At 47.1% G+C, this 20,605-nt stretch carries 20 protein-coding genes; 10 read left to right on the forward strand and 10 right to left on the reverse strand.

Annotation, left to right across the window (positions count from 1 at the left end; translation table 11 throughout):
- Positions 1–54 precede the first annotated feature (54 nt).
- From HW560_RS28045 to HW560_RS28065, 5 genes are all read left to right on the forward strand, one after another.
- Positions 55–669, forward strand: a complete 615-nt coding sequence (locus HW560_RS28045) for a class F sortase (protein WP_179265243.1) — start codon at positions 55–57, stop codon at positions 667–669.
- 180 nt (positions 670–849) lie between these two features.
- Positions 850–1,785, forward strand: a complete 936-nt coding sequence (locus tag HW560_RS28050) for an amidase domain-containing protein (protein ID WP_256221964.1) — start codon at positions 850–852, stop codon at positions 1,783–1,785.
- Between the two features lie 81 nt (positions 1,786–1,866).
- Positions 1,867–3,351 carry an oligosaccharide flippase family protein gene (locus tag HW560_RS28055; RefSeq protein ID WP_177185666.1) on the forward strand — a complete coding sequence of 495 codons (1,485 nt, stop codon included), beginning with the start codon at positions 1,867–1,869 and terminating at the stop codon, positions 3,349–3,351.
- 200 nt (positions 3,352–3,551) lie between these two features.
- On the forward strand, positions 3,552–4,892 hold the full coding sequence (locus HW560_RS28060; protein ID WP_090895587.1) for a polysaccharide biosynthesis protein: 1,341 nt from the start codon (positions 3,552–3,554) through the stop codon (positions 4,890–4,892).
- Positions 4,893–4,929: 37 nt separating this feature from the next.
- Positions 4,930–6,099, forward strand: coding sequence for an MFS transporter (locus tag HW560_RS28065; protein ID WP_090895585.1), 1,170 nt, complete (start codon positions 4,930–4,932; stop codon positions 6,097–6,099).
- A gap of 145 nt (positions 6,100–6,244) precedes the next feature.
- Here HW560_RS28065 and HW560_RS28070 read toward each other — a convergent pair whose 3' ends face one another.
- Positions 6,245–6,442, reverse strand: coding sequence for a cold shock domain-containing protein (locus tag HW560_RS28070; protein ID WP_017689394.1), 198 nt, complete (start codon positions 6,440–6,442; stop codon positions 6,245–6,247).
- A gap of 163 nt (positions 6,443–6,605) precedes the next feature.
- On the opposite strand from HW560_RS28070, the gene HW560_RS28075 reads away from it, so the two are divergent.
- The 5 genes from HW560_RS28075 (at position 6,606) to HW560_RS28095 (ending at position 10,699) form a co-directional block, all read left to right on the forward strand.
- Positions 6,606–6,839 carry a hypothetical protein gene (locus HW560_RS28075; protein WP_024629225.1) on the forward strand — a complete coding sequence of 78 codons (234 nt, stop codon included), beginning with the start codon at positions 6,606–6,608 and terminating at the stop codon, positions 6,837–6,839.
- A 3-nt stretch (positions 6,840–6,842) separates the two neighbouring features.
- Complete coding sequence (locus HW560_RS28080; protein WP_024629224.1) at positions 6,843–7,028, forward strand: hypothetical protein; 186 nt, start codon at positions 6,843–6,845, stop codon at positions 7,026–7,028.
- Between the two features lie 200 nt (positions 7,029–7,228).
- Entirely contained in the window at positions 7,229–9,019 is a 1,791-nt protein-coding gene (gene pepF / locus HW560_RS28085; protein WP_179265244.1) for an oligoendopeptidase F, read from the forward strand.
- A 131-nt stretch (positions 9,020–9,150) separates the two neighbouring features.
- The gene (locus tag HW560_RS28090; protein ID WP_179265245.1) at positions 9,151–9,540 is read left to right on the forward strand and encodes a LapA family protein; all 390 of its coding nucleotides are present in this window, start codon (positions 9,151–9,153) and stop codon (positions 9,538–9,540) included.
- A gap of 118 nt (positions 9,541–9,658) precedes the next feature.
- On the forward strand, positions 9,659–10,699 hold the full coding sequence (locus tag HW560_RS28095) for a M42 family metallopeptidase (RefSeq protein ID WP_179265246.1): 1,041 nt from the start codon (positions 9,659–9,661) through the stop codon (positions 10,697–10,699).
- Positions 10,700–10,887: 188 nt separating this feature from the next.
- Here HW560_RS28095 and HW560_RS28100 read toward each other — a convergent pair whose 3' ends face one another.
- The 9 genes from HW560_RS28100 to HW560_RS28140 form a co-directional block, all read right to left on the reverse strand.
- Complete coding sequence (locus HW560_RS28100) at positions 10,888–11,826, reverse strand: hypothetical protein (protein ID WP_179265247.1); 939 nt, start codon at positions 11,824–11,826, stop codon at positions 10,888–10,890.
- 167 nt (positions 11,827–11,993) lie between these two features.
- A complete protein-coding gene (locus tag HW560_RS28105; RefSeq protein WP_090895571.1) occupies positions 11,994–13,928 on the reverse strand; it encodes an ABC-F family ATP-binding cassette domain-containing protein in 1,935 nt (644 codons plus the stop codon).
- A 74-nt stretch (positions 13,929–14,002) separates the two neighbouring features.
- Positions 14,003–14,581 carry a TetR/AcrR family transcriptional regulator gene (locus HW560_RS28110; RefSeq protein ID WP_090895569.1) on the reverse strand — a complete coding sequence of 193 codons (579 nt, stop codon included), beginning with the start codon at positions 14,579–14,581 and terminating at the stop codon, positions 14,003–14,005.
- 13 nt (positions 14,582–14,594) lie between these two features.
- Positions 14,595–15,404 carry a DUF92 domain-containing protein gene (locus tag HW560_RS28115; protein WP_090895567.1) on the reverse strand — a complete coding sequence of 270 codons (810 nt, stop codon included), beginning with the start codon at positions 15,402–15,404 and terminating at the stop codon, positions 14,595–14,597.
- A 235-nt stretch (positions 15,405–15,639) separates the two neighbouring features.
- A complete protein-coding gene (locus tag HW560_RS28120; protein ID WP_076292050.1) occupies positions 15,640–16,413 on the reverse strand; it encodes an ABC transporter permease in 774 nt (257 codons plus the stop codon).
- 16 nt (positions 16,414–16,429) lie between these two features.
- Entirely contained in the window at positions 16,430–17,206 is a 777-nt protein-coding gene (locus HW560_RS28125) for an ABC transporter ATP-binding protein (protein ID WP_179265248.1), read from the reverse strand.
- 27 nt (positions 17,207–17,233) lie between these two features.
- Positions 17,234–18,289, reverse strand: coding sequence for an ABC transporter substrate-binding protein (locus HW560_RS28130; protein ID WP_179265249.1), 1,056 nt, complete (start codon positions 18,287–18,289; stop codon positions 17,234–17,236).
- A gap of 21 nt (positions 18,290–18,310) precedes the next feature.
- On the reverse strand, positions 18,311–19,750 hold the full coding sequence (locus HW560_RS28135; protein ID WP_179265250.1) for an aryl-sulfate sulfotransferase: 1,440 nt from the start codon (positions 19,748–19,750) through the stop codon (positions 18,311–18,313).
- Positions 19,751–19,796: 46 nt separating this feature from the next.
- The gene (locus HW560_RS28140; protein WP_179265251.1) at positions 19,797–20,351 is read right to left on the reverse strand and encodes a MarR family winged helix-turn-helix transcriptional regulator; all 555 of its coding nucleotides are present in this window, start codon (positions 20,349–20,351) and stop codon (positions 19,797–19,799) included.
- Between the last annotated feature and the right edge of the window lie 254 nt (positions 20,352–20,605).

A 20,605-nucleotide genomic window follows, 5' to 3' on the forward strand; every position in this document is an offset into this window, starting at 1 on the left:
AAAAGCTTTTTCTTTTCTCTTGTTCTTCAATTTATCATTAAGGATGAGAAACGTATGAAAAACAACACTTCATTCGCCGCAATTGTAATTTTTTTAATCATTGCATGCCTTATCTTATCTCCAGCAAATAGCATGAAGGAACAGACCGCTTTCCAAACATCCGCTCCTAAAGATCAGACTAGTGTTGATCCCGAGATACAGACAAGGATTCCGCAATCCATAGTCATGAAGAAGCCGGTTCGTTTGTGTATTCCATCGGTTCATTTGAGTACTTCAATCATTCCTATTCATCTGTCAGCAGATGGACAATTGCAAGTACCCAAGTCCAGTGAGGTGGCCGGTTTATATGTAGATGGAGTTTTGCCTGGAGAAAACGGAAATGCAATTGTTGCCGGTCATGTAGACAACTATACAGGTCCAGCCATATTTTACCCTCTCAAGCATCTGAAACCGGGTTCTTTTGTTTTGCTGTTTGACCAGAATAACCAATATCTCAAATATGAGGTTCTGGCGGTTCAATCCTATTACACGCAGGAAGCACCTTTAGATAAAATATTCGGTGATACCCCTGAAAAGCAGCTGAATCTGATCACATGCACAGGAAAATACGATCGCAAAAAAAAGGAACACGAAAAACGCCTGATCGTGTATACCCGATTGGTTGAATAACTTTCAAGAGGAGAAGTCATGTATAAGTGGATAACTATGCTCCTGATATGCAGTTTGTTTGTAACTATACATCAAGTGAGCCCAGCAGAAGCATCTTCCATAACAGAATACGAGGTCAAGAAAAATCTGGAAGACCTTTTTTCAGAAAGATCAAATTACTTAGCAGAACGCAATCATCACATGGAACAGTATTATGATATGAAATCTCCTTTGAGCCGTCAGGCTTACACATTGGAAGTCAAACGCAAAACGTATCTTCATACATGGGCCAAATATCGAAACATGAAGATTACCGACTGTAAGTCGAAAATCCATATCTCCAAAATCCATATCAAGGATCAGACAGCCACCGTTTCTTTGGGTCATTCGCAGCAGATCACATACGCCTATAATGATCAAATGTCAGCCAGTCATTCGTTCGGGCTCGGAACATGGCATGCTGTCACGCTGAAAAAAGTCCATGATCAATGGATCGTCTCGAAGGAATGGTACCTGGACCCGCTGGAAGAGAATCCTCGTCTGATTGCCGAAGGAATTCCCTCTCCGCCGCCCGATCGACCGGTGCTGAAGGATGGCAAGAAGTACAAAAGAAAGCAAGCGGTAGCTTATGCAAACAAATATGCCGGAATCGCTTGGAGAACCAATGACAAGGTCAGGTATAATGCCAAATACAAAAATTACAATAATCTCGGGGGCGACTGTACCAATTTTGCTTCCCAGGCGCTTGGCGACCGGGAGGAAGGCGGCGGATTGCCCATGAGCGGTCCGTGGAGATATCATTTCCCCAAGGGCGGCACCAAAACGTGGGTACAGACGGACGCATTCAAAAATTTCCTGATATATTCCGGGTATGGCAAAAGAATCGCCACGGACTCGTTCTCGAAACTGGTCGAAAAAACGGCCGCTCACCCTTATGGGGCGATAGGCAAATTGGAGGCTGGCGATCTGATCGCCCATGTCATGCATAATGATGTGGATCACTTTTCCATCGTGACCGGATTCGATCAACGCGGCTACCCCCTTGTCAATTCTCACACAGCTGACCGCTTTCAGGCTCCGTTTGATCTGGGATGGGACAACAAAACGTCGTATATTCTTATCCATATTCAGGACTGATTACGCCACAACACACATACTTGACACCCTTGGTTCATATAAATGATGGACAAGATGTTTGTGTTGGATGGAGTGAAATGGATGAATATCCCTCCCGGTCTCAAGCAGACGGGTATCCGCATCGGTGCTGTCTCTCTGGTCAAAGCGATGGGTCTGACTGGACGTGTCATACTTACCCGTATGGCGGGCCCTGAAGGTATAGGTTTATTTCAGATCGCCTATTCCTATTTCGGTTTTATGCTTATGTTAATTACGGGAGGGCTCCCTACCTCCCTTGCCATGTATACAGCTAGGAGACCAGCGCTTGGCTGGGTCTGGTTCAAGCGCTTATCTACCTTGCTGATGCTCATTGGCGGAACGATCTGTTTATTTACACTCGCCTACTCTTCAACCATTTCCAAGTGGCTGGGCAACCCTGTTCTGGAGCCATTTATACGCTCTCTGTCCCTGGCCATATTCGTCGTGCCTCTGTTAAGCCTGCTGCGAGGCTATTTGCAAGGTCTTGAACATTATGGTGCAATTGCTATCTCAGAGATAATGGAACAAGCGGTTCGTGTCGGGCTGATGTTAGGCATTACCTGGCTGTGGCTGCCTCAAGGTGTAATGGCGGCGGTCGGAAGAAGTTTGATTGGAACGGCGATGGGCGGAATTGCAGCTTTTGTGATCCTGCTTCTTTTTTTGCGTCATGCCGGGCAACAGAATGAAATACATACTTGTGTCCCCACAGGGAGGGCTGACGGCTTTTGGTTTATCAAAAGCTCCCTGGTTATTTCCCTCACACGGCTGCTGATTCCATTTTCCGATATGCTGGATGCGGTCATTATCCCGTCAAGACTGCAAACGGCAGGTTACACCTCCACACAAGCGACTGCAATGTACGGCCTGCTTATGGGTATGGCCATGCTAGTTGTTTATATGCCAACCATTGTAACTGCGGCCATATCACATACTCTGACCATGAAGCTTGTTCTCTCCTGGCAGGAACAGGCTTATGATTATTTTGCAAAGAAAAGCAGGAAAACCATGGAGATGGTGTGGATTTTGGGAATCGCCTCCAGCTCCTTTTTATGGATTTTCAACCGCGACCTGGCACAGCTCTTTTTCAATTCTGCAGCAACCGCAGAGCTGATTCGCTGGTTAAGCATCATACCGCTGCTTGTCGGCCTGCGTGAGGTATCCACCAGTATATTGTGGTCACAGGATAACAAAAAAATCAGTTTGATCGGAACGGCAATCGGCATTACTGCGGCTACCCTCTGCCATTACTTCCTGATCCCTCTTGATGGATTTCATCTTAAAGGTGCAGTGGCGGGTGTAGTGCTGATGGAATTCATCATCATGTCTGGAAATCTGATTGGATTGAGAAGCTTGCTTAAAGAGATTCGCATCGGCAATCTGACTGTTCATGTCCTGATGGTCGGGGCGATCTCGGCATTTGTGATTTGGGTGAGCGAGTGGAGCAGCCTGACCGTGAACTGGGGAAGCTATGCCATTCTTCCAAACATTTTGCTGTTTTTCTTCTTGAATGGCATTTATCTGATGATCCATTATCGCTTGAGAAGTTGACATTTAATTGTCGATTATCACAATGCCATCTATTTACATCAACTCCCTACAAGAATATAATGTCTTTAATCTTTCAAAAGTATCGGAACCTTTTTGACCCGCTGGCATTCAATTGCTGGCGGGCATCTGTTTTATGTAAGCATTATGTGATACTCACTTTATTTCATCCATTTATTTCATCCATCAAAGGAGTCGTTGACATGACGTCAAGTGAACCACTTTCGTGGAGACGGTTATTTGCATTTTTTGTGCCGCTGGGTATATCCGCCTCTCTCGTTACCATTTCGCACGTAATCATTAACAGCACACTCGCACGTTCCGCTCATCCCGAGACGGTCATTGCCAGCTACGCCATCGCCGGTAGCCTGCTGACCCTCACCGAGCGCCCTTCAACCCTGCTGCGTCAAACCTGTTCAGCGCTGGTTCGGGACCGCCTTTCCTTTCAGGCCCTCACGTTTGTGACCAAAATATTTCTCGCTTGTGTGCTTCTGATCGGATTTCTCATCGTATATTCTCCCATTGGTACAGGTGTATTCAAATATCTGTTTGGCGTAAGCCCGGATCTGTTATCCAAAGTAATTGACGTCTACGAGATTCTTATGTATGTCAGCATCTTTTCGGTCATCCGCAATATCTATCAGGGCATCATTATTACGAATAACCGTACGAAATGGCTGACGATCGGCATGTTATTCCGCCTTGCCGGCATGTATGGCCTTTCCTTGTATTTCATATATACAGACAGCATTGACAGCGGACGTGTAGGCGCTATCATTTTTGCCGCGGGTATGATGATTGAGGCTTTGGTCAGTTTTCTCGAAGGCAACAGCATCAAGCGCAAGATGCCAGCCAAGCTGGAAGATCATCCTGTTGAAAACAAGGCAGACGTCTTTCGCTTTTACAAGCCGCTGTTATTATCCAGTTTCGTGGCCCTCTTTATCGGACCCGTCATTAATATCGTACTTGGCAAAACGACCGGGATTGCTCTGGCCATCTCTTCCTTTGCCGTTGCGAGCAGCCTGATGCAGCTGATGCTAAGCTTCTTTACATACATCCACCAAATCGTACTGAATTTCTATCTTGTTGATGCCAAACTGGTGAAGAAGTTCGCACTGGTCACCGGATTTGTTCCTTTTGCCATGACTGTATCGATTGCCTACACCCCGCTTGGACCGTGGGTATTGGAAAATGTCATGAGCGTTCAGGGTAATCTGCTGCAGCAAAGTTTGTGGACGCTGCGTGCGTTTGTACTGTTTCCGCTGATTTCACCTTTTCTCGACTTCAGCAATGGTTTGATTCTGCTGCGCGGACAGACCAAAACGATGTTTCGCTCCCAGACAGCCAATGCCATATGTACGGTGATCGTCCTGCTCATACTGGTCAGCATATTCCCTGCGTGGAACGGCATGATCGGCGCAGTAGCTCAATCCCTTGGCCTGCTTGCCGAGCTTGTCATTGTCTGGCTTGTCATCCGGCGTACACAGAAGGAACCTACCATGTCTGTACCCTCATCCGGGAAATCAACTTCCCTCAAGGGATAATAAATTTGAACTGTAATTAAGAATGGAGCCTTTCATCATGAAATCAAGTCATACCGCCCGGCCAGATCAAAACTGGCTGCGGGCACTCATGTTCACCATCTTCGGTTCCACCGTTCTGGTGGTATCGTATTTCCAGCTTTATTTCAGTCATCTGGGGTTCAGTCGGGCCGAAATCGGTTATCTGTACGGAATCGGTCCTCTCGTCTCTGTATTCTCCAACATGTTCTGGAGTATGGCGAGTGACCGCTACAAAACGGTACGCAAAGTGATGATCATCCTGCTTGCCGGGCAACTGATCACCGGTGTCATGCTTGCCAATGCCACAACCTTTGGTCAGGTGTTTGTACTGGTCACCCTGTTTTACTTTTTCTACTACCCGGTTTATCCACTTTCGGATACGATGGCGATTACAACCGCGAGCAAGTATGGACGAAATTTCACTTCTATTCGTGTATTTGGCTCGATCGGATATGCGTTCTTTGCGTTAAGTATCGGATATTTTCTCGGATCTTTCGGACCGGGATGGACGATGTGGGTATGTATCGCGCTGGCCGCGACTACACTCCTGATCGGTTTTCGATTAAAAGATCAGCCTTCGGGCAGCAGCACTAAAATGGATCTTTCGGGACTGTGGTCCATCTTGAAACGAAGGGATGTTCTCACCTTTTTCGGCTGCGTTTTCCTGCTCGCTCTGGGTCACCGGATGAATGAAGCTTTTCTTACGATTACGCTGAAAGATCTAGGTGCCAGTGAAGGGCTGATCGGCTGGTCCCTGTTGATCTCTTCGGTCAGTGAGATTCCGGTGTTTCTGCTGTTAAGCAGATATGGCAATCGCTACAAAGAACTTCCTTTGCTCACGCTCGCTGCGCTGATGTATACGATTCGCTTATTTCTGATGTCCATCTCGGATACACCCGCAGCGGTCGTTGCCATTCAGACGATGCACAGCGTAACCTTTGGCATCTTCTACGTGACTGCGGTCCGTTATATCACCCGCCTTGTTCCGGATGGCTATCGCGCCACGGGTATGGCCCTGTTCACCATTGTGTGGTCCAGCGCTTCCGGTCTGCTCAGCGGAACACTGGGAGGATTGCTGCTCGAGCATACCAACAGAAGCACCTTTTATCTCACTGCAATGGCATTCTCCCTGGCCGCACTTGTAGGATTTTGCATGAAGCTTTGGTCAAGCATGACGAGCCGCGCATAAGCGTCCAAAAAGGATTTCCCATATGGAACTCCACTTATCAAATATATCAAAAAAAGCACAGCCTCCCATGGGGGACTGTGCTTGGGTTCTTATATTCAGCTAGAAGCCAATCATTTATAAGAAATCCGTATGACCGGAAATATTCTTACAATTTGTTTACGTTAGCTGCTTGAGGACCACGGTTTCCATCAGTGATTTCGAATTCTACCGCTTGACCTTCTTCCAATGTTTTAAAGCCGTCGCCTTGGATTGCGGAGAAATGTACGAATACGTCCTCGCCGCCTTCAACTGAAATAAAGCCATAGCCTTTTTCTGCGTTAAACCATTTAACTGTACCTTTCAAATGAACAACCTCCTAAAAATATCGCCATCTATGGCGAATACCCTTATTATACTGTATGACCTTCTACATTGCAATTTATCTTTTCCATAAAAGTCGAAAAAATTTGCTTTGAATCCAAGGGTACGGTATCATTTTACCAAAACCGTTAGTTTGGAGACTACCTATGATAAAAAAACATGAAATATACAAAACAGACAAGTGGAATATGATGACCGTAGAAGTTCAAGGCAAATATCTGGTGCTTCGTGAAATCTCGGAAGAATGGGGCGAAGAATGCCATACCTTCCTCAGCCGTCCTGCGTTGATGCACTGGGCTGAACGCCGCTTCCCAAAAGAAGATTTCGAGAACCGCGAGGACGAATGGCGTCAACTGATGGCTGCCTTCAAAGGGGTCTAGCCTATGCAGCTTGACTCAAGCAATGTCGTCATCTTTATTATTCTTGCTTTTTCCCTAGGAATCGTGCTGATTCTGGGACGCAATTCCATCCCGGATCGTCTAAGACGGGGCATGGCACTGATAGCCACCCTTCTGATTTGCTTCGCATTTTTCCTGATCGTTTACTTTTTGGTCAATATGGGAGCCTAGTTTTTTCAAATATTTCAATGCCCCTCAGGTCATACTATACGGGATTATTCGTATAGTGAGGAGGAAGGCCGTTGAAATACCGCAAATCGCTGTTCATTTTGCTGGTACTTAGTCTGATTCCTTCGTCTCTCTCCGCACAAGCGAGTGGGACGAAGGCAGCTTCGTCTATATATTCATCACTTCATCAAAGGAGGATTCCCATGAGTCAACTATTGAAACGTTCCGAGGTACCTACTGAACAAACATGGAAACTGGAAGATCTATTTGCTGATCAGAAAGCTTGGGATCAGGAATATGAAGAAGTATCGTCTTTGACCAAGAAAGCCTCCGAATTCCAGGGCAAACTGAACAAACCTGAGACACTCAAAAGCTGTTTTGAACTCGAAGATGAGATCAGTCTCAAAACCGAACGTCTCTTTGTGTATGCACGGATGCATCAAGATGAAGACACAGCTAACCCTACATATCAAAACCTGTCCCAAAAAGCACAAAAGTTAAGCGTGCAGGTTGGTGAAGCATTATCTTATGTCACACCCGAAATCTTGTCCCTTCCGGATGATCAGTTGGATGCCCTCATCTCCAACGAGAAACTCTCTGCCTATAAGTTCACATTGGAAGAGATGAAACGTGAAAAGGCTCATGTACTGAGCCAAGCCGAGGAAGCATTGCTCGCACAGGTGGGCAACCTGTCTCAGGCACCACAGACCATCTTTAGCATGTTGAACAACGCCGATCTCAAGTTCCCAAAAATCAAGGATGAACATGGAAACGAAGTGGAACTGACGCACGGCAGCTATATTCAGTTCTTGGAAAATCCGAATCGGGAAGTTCGCGAACGCGCCTTCAAAGCGGTGTATGAAACCTATGCCAAGCAAAAGAACACCATTGCTGCAGCTTTGAATGCCAACGTAACCAAAAACATGTTTTATGCCGATGTACGTAAATATCCTTCCGTCATGGAAATGTCCCTTTACGGCGACAACATTCCGAAGGATGTCTATACCAATCTTATAGATACAATTCATGAGAGCCTTCCGCTGTTACACCGTTACATGGATCTGCGCAAAAAATTGCTTGGCGTAGATAAGTTGCATATGTATGATCTTTTCGCCCCACTGGTGGATGAATACAAAATGGACATTACCTACGAAGAAGCAAAACAAACGGTTAAAGATGGACTGAAGCCACTTGGTAAGGATTATGCAGACGCATTGCAGACTGGCTACGATGATCGCTGGATTGATGTATACGAAAATGAGAATAAACGTTCAGGCGCATACAGCTGGGGAGCCTACGGCACCCACCCTTACGTCTTGTTGAATCACAAAGATAACCTGAATAGCATGTTTACACTGGCACATGAAATGGGTCATGCACTGCATTCCCACTATTCGGACACTTCACTTCCGTATCGTGATGCACAGTACACCATTTTCCTGGCTGAAGTTGCATCTACAACGAATGAAGCCTTGCTGATGGATTATCTGCTCCATAAATCAACAGATCCGAAGGAAAAGCTGTACTTACTGACGTATTATGCAGATCAGTTCCGTACCACCGTATTCCGTCAAACTATGTTTGCAGAATTCGAAAAAATGATTCACGAGCGTGCTGAACAGGGTGAAGCTCTCACACCTCAGCTGCTTTCGGAAATTTATTATGACCTTAATGTCAAATACCACGGAAACAGTATGGTTGTGGACAAAGATATTGAAATGGAATGGGCGCGTATTCCCCACTTCTATAACAGCTTCTACGTGTACAAATATGCGACCGGCTTCTCAGCAGCGACCAGTTTCTCCAAGCAAATTCTGGAAGAAGGTCAACCTGCTGTGGACCGCTACCTTGGATTCCTCAAGAGCGGTGGCAGCGACTATTCCATCAACATCCTGAAAAAAGCAGGAGTGGATATGTCAACGCCAGAGCCGATTCGCGAAGCGATGAGTGTGTTCAAGGAACTGATTGAGCAAATGGAACAACTAACGAAATAAGGTTGCTTCTCGTCCATGTGACCTGTCCCTTGCCCGTTCGGGCAAGGGATTTTATAATCAACCAAGATGCAGGATGCATGAATTAGGGTAATTGCTTACATAGTCTTGAAATTCAACAAGGAGGCACCACCATGAAAATGCAATGGGCACTCATCGCAGGTCTCGTTTTTGCATTACTTACCGGAATTTTTGCGGTCATTAATGTGGATTCCGTACAAGTCAACCTGCTATTTAACACGGTTCAAATCCCGCTGATTCTGCTCATTCTTGGCTGCACCCTAATCGGTGGAATCATTGTAGGGTCTTATGGCATCTTCCGCCAATATCGACTGCAACGAGAGAACAAGCAATTGAAGCTGCGTGTATCCGAATTGGAAAGCTCCGCAGCAAGCAGCTCATCCTCTTCTCTGGATTCGTTTAAATCCATGGATACACTCGGAACGATCGATTTGGACAACGCTTCTGTGGAGTCCGATGCCATTCAGAGTCAACGAAAAGGAAATCCTTCGGGTACGCTGTAACACATCAGAGGCAGCCTGCTGGCTATCAAGAATGGGATTGTACATTCTGCCAGACAGGCTGTATTCTGTTTTAAGAACAACTTTCTGCACATTTATTAAACGAGGAGGAAATTTTCATATGAGTTTTACCATTGACGAATCCTATGTCCTGTCTTTTCTGAAAAAGTTACTCGACACTCCCAGCCCTAGTGGCTATACGCACGATATTATTGAGATGATCCGTAAGGAAGCCGACTCACTACATGTTGCTTTTGAATTGAATAACAAAGGCGGAGCTGTGCTCACATTGCCCGGGCAGGACTCTTCCAGAACGATCGGACTGAGCGCCCATGTGGATACACTGGGAGCCATGGTGCGTTCCATCACTTCCTACGGCACACTGAAGCTCACCTCTGTCGGTGGATTCACCATGAACAGTATCGAGAATGAGTATTGCACCATCCATACACGTGATGGAAAGACCTATACAGGCACCATCCTCTCCCTGCACCCTTCTGTGCACGTCTATCCGGATGCACGTACGTTTGAGCGAAGCGAGAGCCATATGGAAGTGCGTATAGATGAAGTGGTTGCTTCCAAGGAAGATGTTCTGGCATTGGGTATCTCTGTCGGCGACTTTATTTCCTTCGATGCCCGTGCGGTCATTACGCCCAGCGGATATATCAAATCGCGTCACCTTGATGATAAAGCCAGCGTAGCTGCCTTGTTCGGTATCCTGGAATCTGCACATCGGGAAAACTGGAAACCACTACATAACGTTTCGCTGCTCATCTCGAACTATGAAGAAGTTGGACACGGTGCATCTTATATTCCTGCAGAAATCAGCGAATTGATTGCTGTAGACATGGGCGCAATGGGCGATGATCTTAGCTGCAAGGAGACGGATGTATCCATCTGTGCCAAGGATTCGTCCGGACCATATGACTACGATATGACCACTCGACTGATCGAGCTGGCCAAACAAGCAGGCCTGGATTATGTCGTTGATATTTATCCACAATACGGCTCCGATGGCAGCGCAGCATTACGTGGAGGAAATAACATACGCGCTGCATTGATTGGTCCGGGCGTTCATGCTTCTCACTCCATGGAACGTACGCATAAAGACGCTGTCCTGAATACTGCGAGACTACTCGCCGCATATATTACGACCAAGTAAATTGTGAACATGGACATGAAAAAGTAGAATGATAATACAGCATTTGAATATATGATCAAAGTCGTGATCTCGATCTTGTCGGGCATGCCGACTTGGATATCTATGATTCACTTTTATCATGTAAAAAAGGACACTTCAACTTCGCCGTTTAGAGGCAAGCCGGAAGTGTCCTTCTTCTTGGAAATGTCTCAGTCCACTCGTTCAATATGTTCACAATACCTTCGTTCCAGAAGCTCCAGCTTCATCTTGTGATCCTGGATCTCATTCTTCAGCACACGCAACGTGCTTCGCACTGCACTCAGTCCATCCTTCACCTGAGTTTCAGCTTTGCGAATTTTGTCTTGTACCATCCAATCCACAAAGAGATTATCGAAGAAATAGTCTGCGAATGAAAGCAGGCCTCCAAGGTGTAATTCCGTGTTTACAGCCATCTTCACATCCTCCAGTTCCTTCTGAAATCGGCGAAGATGTCTTCCGGCATCCATAATGGCAACCTGTGCATCATCCATTCTGCTGCGCTTAATATGGGTCGAGATCACACCCCCACCCATCATGTCGTATACTCCCCAATTTCCCGCAGAGGACAACGCCTTTTCAGCACGTTCCAGTGCAACGAGCAGATACTGCCCTTCTCGATCCGCCTCATTCAGCTCTTGAAGCTCTCCCGAGAGATGTTCCCGATCCTCAGCCATCTGCTGCAATTCTGCATCTTTCTCCAGCAAATCGTTTTCCTTCTTGCCCAGCAACACCTTGTAATCACTTTGCCAGAATTGATATTGCCGCTGTCCATCCAGTTGCTGTTGAGCTTGCGAGCGCCGCTTCTGGATATCCGTTAACATCTGGCATGCTATATCGTACTCTGCCTTACTTTCCATTAACTCCAGTTCTTCTTTTTCCAGTCGATCCTCTTTTTTTCCGATTAAATGATAGAAGAATGCCGATAACGTCATACTGTTGAGTCGATCTACATCGTTTTGTTCCTTCTGCAGGTGCTGCAGACGCTGCTGTACTTTCGTTTTCCATTCCGCTTCCTCCTGATTCAGCTTCTCCAGCCGATCATTCCATTTCTCGTACATTCTTCCCTTTTCCTTGATCACTGCCAATTGTTCATTCAGTTCTCTGTACATGGATGTGGAGTTCTCCCCCTTCTATGGGATTCTTTATTTAATAAACGGTTTGAATATGGTTAACGTTTCATATAAATTCATTTACATCAATGCAAAAAAATCGCCCTCCCCCAAAAGGCGACTGCAAAGTCACTTTTTGAAGAAAGAACGATTCATTGAAATATACTTTAAGACTTGCTGTTTTCAATCTGTTCCGCAAGTTCATTCAGAACGGTCCAGCGTTCCATCAGTTCATCCAGATGACTTTCCGCCTCCGCCTGCTCTGCCATTAACTCCTGCAGACGGGCTGAATCGCTGAACGATTCTTCCATCTCTTTATTAATTCGGGCGAGATTGGCTTCAGCTTTCTCAATATTTTCATCAATTTGGTCATATTCACGCTGTTCCTTGAAGCTGAACTTCAGCTTAGGTTTAGCCGCTGAGGCAGCAGGTTTATTATCCTCCGTTGCCGGTTTCACTTTAGCTGCTGTTCCCGCCCCGCTATCCTGAGAAGATCCAGGGGCATTTTTCAGCATCCATTCTGCATATTCACTATAGTCCCCAACATGCACACGCACAGCACCGCCACCTTCAAAAGACAGTACTTTATCCACCGTCCGATCAAGGAAGTACCGGTCATGGGATACGACAAATACAACACCCGGGAAATCATCCAGGTAATCTTCGAGTACTGCAAGTGTCTGAATGTCCAGGTCATTCGTCGGCTCATCCAGCAGCAGGACATTCGGTGCAGCCATCAGCACACGCAGCAGGTATAGACGTCGCTTTTCTCCGCCGGACAGACGGGAGATGGGTGTCCACTGTGACGCAGGGGTGAAGAGGAAACGTTCCAGCATCTGAGCAGCGGTAATGAGAGATCCATCAGCCGTTTTTATATTCTCGGCCACTTCCTTGATGTACTCAATAACCCGCAGAGATTCATTCATCTCCTGATGCTCCTGAGTGAAGTAGCCCAGATTAACTGTCGGGCCCACAACAACCTCCCCGGCATCGGGCCCGAGCTTACCAGAAATCATTTGCAGCAAGGTTGATTTACCACTACCGTTTGGGCCGACAATACCTACCCGGTCACCTGGTACCGCAATGTAACTGAGGTCGTCAATCAATTTGCGGCCATCCGCCGATTTGGACAAATGCTCAATCTCCAGTATTTTTTTACCCAGACGTGTGGAGCCCACGGATACCTCTAGTGAGCCTGAGCGATTGGGACCCTGTTGATCCTTCAACTGTTCAAATCGATCAATTCTGGCTTTTTGTTTCGTGGTCCGTGCTTTTGCACCGCGACGAATCCAGGCGAGCTCCGTACGCAGCAGATTTTGCCGTTTTTGTTCGGATGCGGATTCACGCTCTTCACGCTCAGCCTTCAGTTCCAGGAAGCGGGTATAGTTGGCTTCATACCGGAATAAACGGCCATGGTCCAGCTCCAGCATCACATTTGCTACTCGATCCAGGAAATACCGATCATGCGTGATCATGAGCAGGGCACCGCGCCGTTTTTGTAAATACTGTTCCAGCCAAACTACGGAATCATTATCAATATGGTTCGTAGGCTCATCCAGAATGAGCAATTCGCAGGGGTGAATCAGTGCAGAGGCAAGCGCTACCCGTTTGCGTTGTCCACCAGACAATGTGCCCATCAGCGCATCGAATTGACGAATGCCCAGTTTGGACAGAATGCTCTTCGCTTCACTTTCCATCTGCCAGACTTGAAGCTGCTCCATCTGCTGGTTCAAGCGCAGCAAACGCTCTTGCAGCGCCGGATCGGAAGGATTAAGCTCCAGCAGCTCCATCGTTTCTGTATACTCACGTACTGTTTTCATCTCCGGGCTGTCGCCCTCGAATACTTGTTGCAAGACTGTATTATCCGGGTTAAACTGCGGATTCTGTGCCAGGAACTGTATACGCACGTCATTACCAATCGAGATCTGTCCCTCATCCGCTGGCTCCATACCTGCAATGACACGCAAAAACGTGGACTTTCCGGTTCCATTGACGCCAACGACACCAATTTTGTCCTGATCACCCATGCCGAATGAGGCGTCTTTAAACAATATTTTCTCACCATAGCTTTTCGCAACTTGCTCAACCGTCATTATGTTCATTGCTCGTAACCTACTTCTCTGTAAAATGTATTCAATATGAGGCTGCACATAAGATGCAACTACGCTCACTCACGCTATACTTGCAAAAAGGAACGACATCCGTCCAGAAACAGAGCTGCTGCAAAGGCAATTCGTTTGTTCAGATGTTCCTCGTTAAACTCCGGATTCAGCATAATATCCATTTTAAGCCGATCAAGAATCCCGATATAAGCTTCTGCGAGAAGCACCGGCTCAGGTACGCCAGCATTCTCTAACACCTCACGCACCATGCTCATATATTCATTCATAAATGCCTTCATGAACTTCATCAGATCCGGATCATTATTCGGTGCCATAAAAAACAGCTTGGTATGATTGCGACGCTCATAATAATACGTGAGGTGAGTCTTGGCGATCGCACCGAGCTTATCCCCCGTACTCTGATGTGAGTTCAACGCATGATCCAGGCGACTGATAAAACTGTCGCAATCCCGCTTGGATACGGCAACAAATAATTGTTCCTTATTTTTAAAATATAAATAAATGGTGCCTTTGGCGATGCCCGCTTCGTCCGCAATATCGGACATTTTCGTCTCATAAAATCCTTTTAAACCGAAAATACCATAAGCTGCATCCAAAATAGCCTCCGATTTGTCTCCTTGCACAGTGCTCAAATGCACTCCCTCCCTACGACGCCAAAATGATACCCAAACCGATCGCCAAACATCCGCCGATCACCGAACTGAGCACGTTCACCAGATCATTACTCATCCAAGACCAGCCACGCGCTCGAACGGTTTTGTGTCCACAATGTTCACTTACCTCGACCTCACGGCCGCACACAGTACAACGATACATATACTGAACCGTCGCGCCCAGATAAGAATCGGCAAAAGCTCCTGCCAATCCGCCTACAAGGCCGACACACGTCCAGCTGAGCAGATTCAAACTTCCGATCCCGGCAATCCAGGAAAAAAAGAATGCTCCTGCCCCGATTAAAGCTCCACCGATGGCGGCAGCCAGTGTCCCTAGTAATGAAACACCTCCAGAGGTACCTGGTGTCAGCACTTTCCACGTCACGACTGAGCGTGGCGGCTTGCGGCTGAGACTTCCCCACTCGGTTGCCCATGTATCTGAAGTAACAGTAGCCATGACACCGATAAAAGCATACATCCATGCCGGGTGTGGGAGAACCCAGTTCCCCAGCACAAGAAACATGCCGATTCCACCGTTAGCCAAGACCTGTCCCGCATCACGATTGCCCGTCTTCGCATACGATTTCTCAAGCTCCTGCTTGCGATCCTTGCGAAATTTGGAGAACAGCGTTGAGGTAATGAAAAACAACAGCAGTGTTCCAAACCAGAACAGGTTGCCCGCTCCGTAATATATCGTCCCCATGATCATAGCCGCCAGGCAGCCGGACAGGGTTAGCGACTTCTTCGCGTAGGCAGCACCCGCCACAATTAAAGCGCATACGGCGCCAATAATCCAGTCCATAAGTTCTCCTGCATGTGGCAGTATCTATGGCCCACATGACGTTTTATATTTTTGAAATTCAATTATACCACGGTTTGATCCCAATGCCGAAACTCCCTGGCCCCGCATACCAAAAACCTGATTCGGCAGCTTTGAAAGCTGTCAAATCAGGTCTAATGATACTGCAATAAAATGATATGCGTGATCCTGCTTCTGATTGACAAAGGGTTCAGATTACCTTACCTCAACTACCAGTTCAGACCCGCTTCGTTCCACCAATGACACCATAACGGTAGAGCACGCTGCGACCAAACCAATTGAACAACCGATCGGTGAGAAAACCCATAAAGCCCAGAGAAATCAGGCCGACAAAGATCCAATCTGTGCGAAAGAATAATCGGGAATTCCAGATCAGATAACCCACGCCTTCATTTGCAGCAATCATCTCTGCTCCGATAATAGCCATATAGGAAGTGCCCATTGCCAGCCGCACCCCCGTGAAAATATACGGAGTCGTCGCCGGAACAACGACATGCAGCAAAATCTGCCATTCGTTTGCTCCCATGCTGCGGGCAGACCGGATCTTGTCTTCTTCAATGGAGAGTACACCTGTCAGCGTGTTTAACACCACAATGAAGAACGTTGCATACATGATGAGTGCAATCTTCGATTGCTCCCCGATCCCGAACCAGACCAGGAATAGGGTAATGAATGCAATCGGCGGAATAAAGCGGATAAAATTAAGAAAAGGTTCGGCAAACAGCCGGATCATATGAACCTTGCCGATGATAAGCCCTACCGGGATCGCTATCACACTGCCAAGCACCCAACCCGCAAGCACACGTGTAAAACTAATTCCGATATACTGCATCAGTGTACCGTCAGCAAGCAGTTCACGGGCACCGAGAATGGTATCCCACGGACCGGGAATCACTTCAGGACCATAGAGCATGGCCCCTAGCTGCCAAATCAGAATTACCGTCACCCATAATAAAGGGATAGATACCCACTTTTTCTCCAACCATCTCATATTACTATCACCTCAATTATTGTTCAAAATGGCTTTGAATCTGGTCATATAGGGTGTTGAACTCGGATGAGGCAATATTCCTTGGATAAGACAGAGCATTGTCGTATATATCCGTTATCTTGGATGAAGGCCCTACGGACATAATGCCTATCCGCTGACCCAGCAAGAGCGCCTCCTGGATATCATGAGTGACAAAAATAACGGTCTTGTGCGTTTCCTGCCAAATATTGACCAGCTCTTTCTGCATCGTACGCCGTGTCATTGCATCCAGCGCTCCAAAAGGTTCATCCATCAACAGAATGGCCGAATCGTTGGCTAACACCCGGGCCAATTGCACCCGCTGCTTCATGCCACCTGACAGTTCCTTGGGAAATTTGGCTTCATGACTACCCAGTCCAACAAGCTCGATGTATCGGTCTGATATCGTACGCCGCTGAGACTTGGGCACCTTGGCCATCCGAAGTCCAAACTCCACATTCTCCCTGACGGTAAGCCATGGAAAGAGAGAAGAATCCGCCTGCTGGAATACCATGGCCCGATCCTTGCCCGGCCTATCGATCTCCTTATTGTCCACCTTGAGCTGACCGCCCGACTTGGAGATAAAGCCTGCAATCATATTTAGAAGCGTGGACTTGCCACATCCACTGGGACCTAGCAGGACAAAGAATTCCCCACCCTTGATGACCAGATCGACATCCTTGATAATATAATGTACATCCCCATGGGTGGGGGCATTGTATGTTTTTCGAAGCTGCTCGATACGAATCGTATGCTGATCTGCAGGTAAGGACATGAGAACACCTCCAACGCAATTTGCGAGTTATTTACTATAAGTCACTTTATCTGGCAGTGCCTGCTTCAGGAGCTCCAGGTTCAGTTTGCTATCGAGATCAAAATTCTGTTCGATGATCCCGTTATCCACCATATACTGCTTCTGCCCTGCCAGACTGTCATAAGCTGCCTGGGTAAATCCAACTTCCCATGGATTGATTGGCAGATCCTTCAAGGTGGCCTCCTTAGGCTGCTTGGTTTCCTTATACATCAGGTCTGCAACCTCTTCAGGATGTGCCTGAGCATATACGGAGGCTTCATTCAGAGCTCCGAGAAAACCACTCACTGTTTCAGGATTCGCCTGGATGAACTCATTGCTTGCTACAAGCCCCATTCCAAGGCGCACAGGGGTTTGGGACATATCCGTGAGCTGATGCACGCCTTCAAGCGCATCAAACTTATCAGTCAAGGCGGAACCAATGACCCAGGTTGCATCTAAATCGCCCTGCTTTAGCGCAATGTACGCTTCGTCAAATGCTCCCTGACCCACCTGGGTTACATCATTTAGCCCCAATCCCACGTCCTTCAAATATTCATCCCACAGGTAAGGAATAAATGTACCGCGGATGAAACTTACTTTTTTACCCTTCAGATCTGCACCACTCTGTATATCGTTCTTGGCATACAACTTCCACGCAGCTGCCGCTTCATTCGTAGCCTGACCTGCGGAAGCAATGACGGAATAATCCCCTTTGGCCAAAGCGTTCAATACAGGAAAGTCAGCTCCGTACGCAATATCCACCTGCTTGATAAATAACGCATTTACACCTTCCGCTGGCGAACCAAACGTAATGCTCTCTGCATCAATACCGTGGCTTGCAAAGAAACCTTTGGCAATGGCTACCCTGAACGTTGGATTTGTACTTGTATCTGCGATTCGAATTTTCACTTTTTGGGCCTCTGTGCCGGAGGCGCCTTTTGCTTCGGATACTGATTCGTTTGCAGAACATCCCGATAATATTAATAAAATAGATAAAAGCATTAATAACGCACCGGTTAAGGTGGATGGTTTTCTCACAATATGCACCCCATTCGCTCTAATCATTGTTCGTCGCTCTTCGCCACCTTACTTGCCTTCATCTGACGTTGCCACACAGGCTGCACCTTCAACAAACGGCAGTGTTACCTCAACACTAACAACGGATGAAGAACCTTTGGACGCTGCTCCCGGCACTCGGTAGGCGGATACATCAATGGCTTCAATAGCAACCTCTTGGGGCTTCTCCAGCTGTGGTACCCAGTGATAAGGCACGCGATACGAACGATAGACCATATTGGTGTTCCGCCCATCCTTATAAGGGGATATATATTCCCAAACCAGCTCATACCCGGATGTAACTTCGAACAGTCTGCCATTGGAACCTTCGGTAATTAGTGTGTTTCCATTAGGCAGGCGCTGTGCGGAGCTAATATATGGGCTATAAAATTTATAGGAATCCGTCGGAACGGAAAATCCCGCTTCTGCGGATGTATATTGCCAAACGATCTCCAGGGTCACCGGATTAATCTCCAGCACGCGTGAATGATCGCGAACAGCGTGTTTCAAGCCGTATGGAGAAGCCGGATTGGGCAGGCCATAACCGGCCCAGCCGCCATTGTCGAACACCAGCAGATTCCCTTCTCCAGGCAAACCTTTAGGAATGATATGAGCATGATGCTGTCCAATAATAGTGCCGATATGCTTCACTTCAGGCAAAGAGTAGTCCGGACCTAATCTCCATACGATCTTTCCACTCTGTCTGTCGGTAATTGCGATAATATTTGCTTCTCTGGCATCCCAGATAATATTGTCAGGATGGAACCGCTCGTCTCCATTTTCATAGAAATGGTTTGGACCCACATAAGAAGCTGAATTAATATGTAGCCAATCACCCACACCACCACCGAGATGTCCGAATGAGCGTGTGTTCGGGTCACGGTACAGAACATTACGGGCGGCCTCATCGAATCCAAGTTCCTCAAAGTGCTCGTTCGGCAGCCATTCCCATAGTACATTCCCTTCCCAATCGACTTCTATAATCGCATCATCAAGCAAAGGTTTATCCGAAATGGACGGGTTATTCACATTTTTGTGAGCAAGAATTAGTGTCTTCCCGCTCTGGGTCTTGGGTGCAAGCCCAGGGGCGTAATAGCCGACCGGATTGCCTTCGCGCTGAAAATCATGGTGCTGACGAGCGTACCACAGCGGTTCATATCCCGGATCTTCAATGTGTTCGTAGCTGTTGTATTTCCATACAATATTGCCTTCCCAATCCACCTGAACCAAATCGACGTTGTCCTGGATACCGAACTTCGGATCTCTTCGCCCCGTGCTGCCCAATACGAAGCCACCGGGGAAGATTTTGGCCGGAAAGCCCAGCAGCCCTTTCCACAGGTGAACCTCCTTACCATTCATATCAATCAGTACAACCCCTTCCTCACCTGCCTGATAGACGGTATAACCGCCCCAAGCCTTATCAGGGTTAAATACAGTTGCCCCGGTTGGATAAATTGTTGAATGCCCCATTGATCATCTCTCCCTTGGATTGTTTGTTTTCACATCGGATCAAACGTTAATAACTGAGATAGTTGCTCTTTCCGGTATTCTCCCTCTGCTTCTGTTCAGGGTCATTTTCGGTGGATGGATCGTCCTGCTTCACGTTGTTCTCTGCCAATTCCAGCAGCGTATCCGAGAACCCCTCCAGATTCGCTATCACCCGCTCATAAAATTGGCTCTGCTGCTCCAGTTCCTCCGTCGTAAATCCCTCAAACAGAAGCGTGATACATCGGGCACCGATATTGCTGTTCCGTGCAAACATCTCCCGTCCACTTGCAGTAATGTCCAGCAGAACCGTCCGGCGGTCATCTTCTTTGCGCCTGCGGATCGTAAGTCCCTTTTTCTCCAACTTGTCTGTTAAAGCTGTTATGGCACCTGAGGTGAAGTCCAATTGTTCAGCCAAATCCCCCAACCGTTGTTCCCCTTCACGAATGATTTTGTGCAGGATGAGCATTCCTGGTAAACTGACCCCCTCTACCGATATACGATCTCGTTCTTTCACGAATCGTCTGACCATTTTACGAAACAACCAATCTGTCTTCTCCAACACTTCCCAGTCGTTATTTTTCATTTCATCCTCCCTGTCTAACTGAAAACGGCAGCAAATACGAAAAAAGGCTCCCGCGGACATTCCATAGTGGAGTAGTCCCGGGAGCCTTTGGTGGTCCAATCAGCTCGCATCCGTTCAATTTATTTCACTGTTCATTTAATTAGTGTTAAAATAATTGAGTTCATCATATAACCCACTAACCCAACCTGTCAAGTGTGAATTTAAATTTGTTTTTTCTTATCTCGATGTCTCTCATATCTAGATTACTTATCCGG

This window comes from Paenibacillus sp. E222 (assembly GCF_013401555.1).
Lineage (GTDB): Bacteria > Bacillota > Bacilli > Paenibacillales > Paenibacillaceae > Paenibacillus.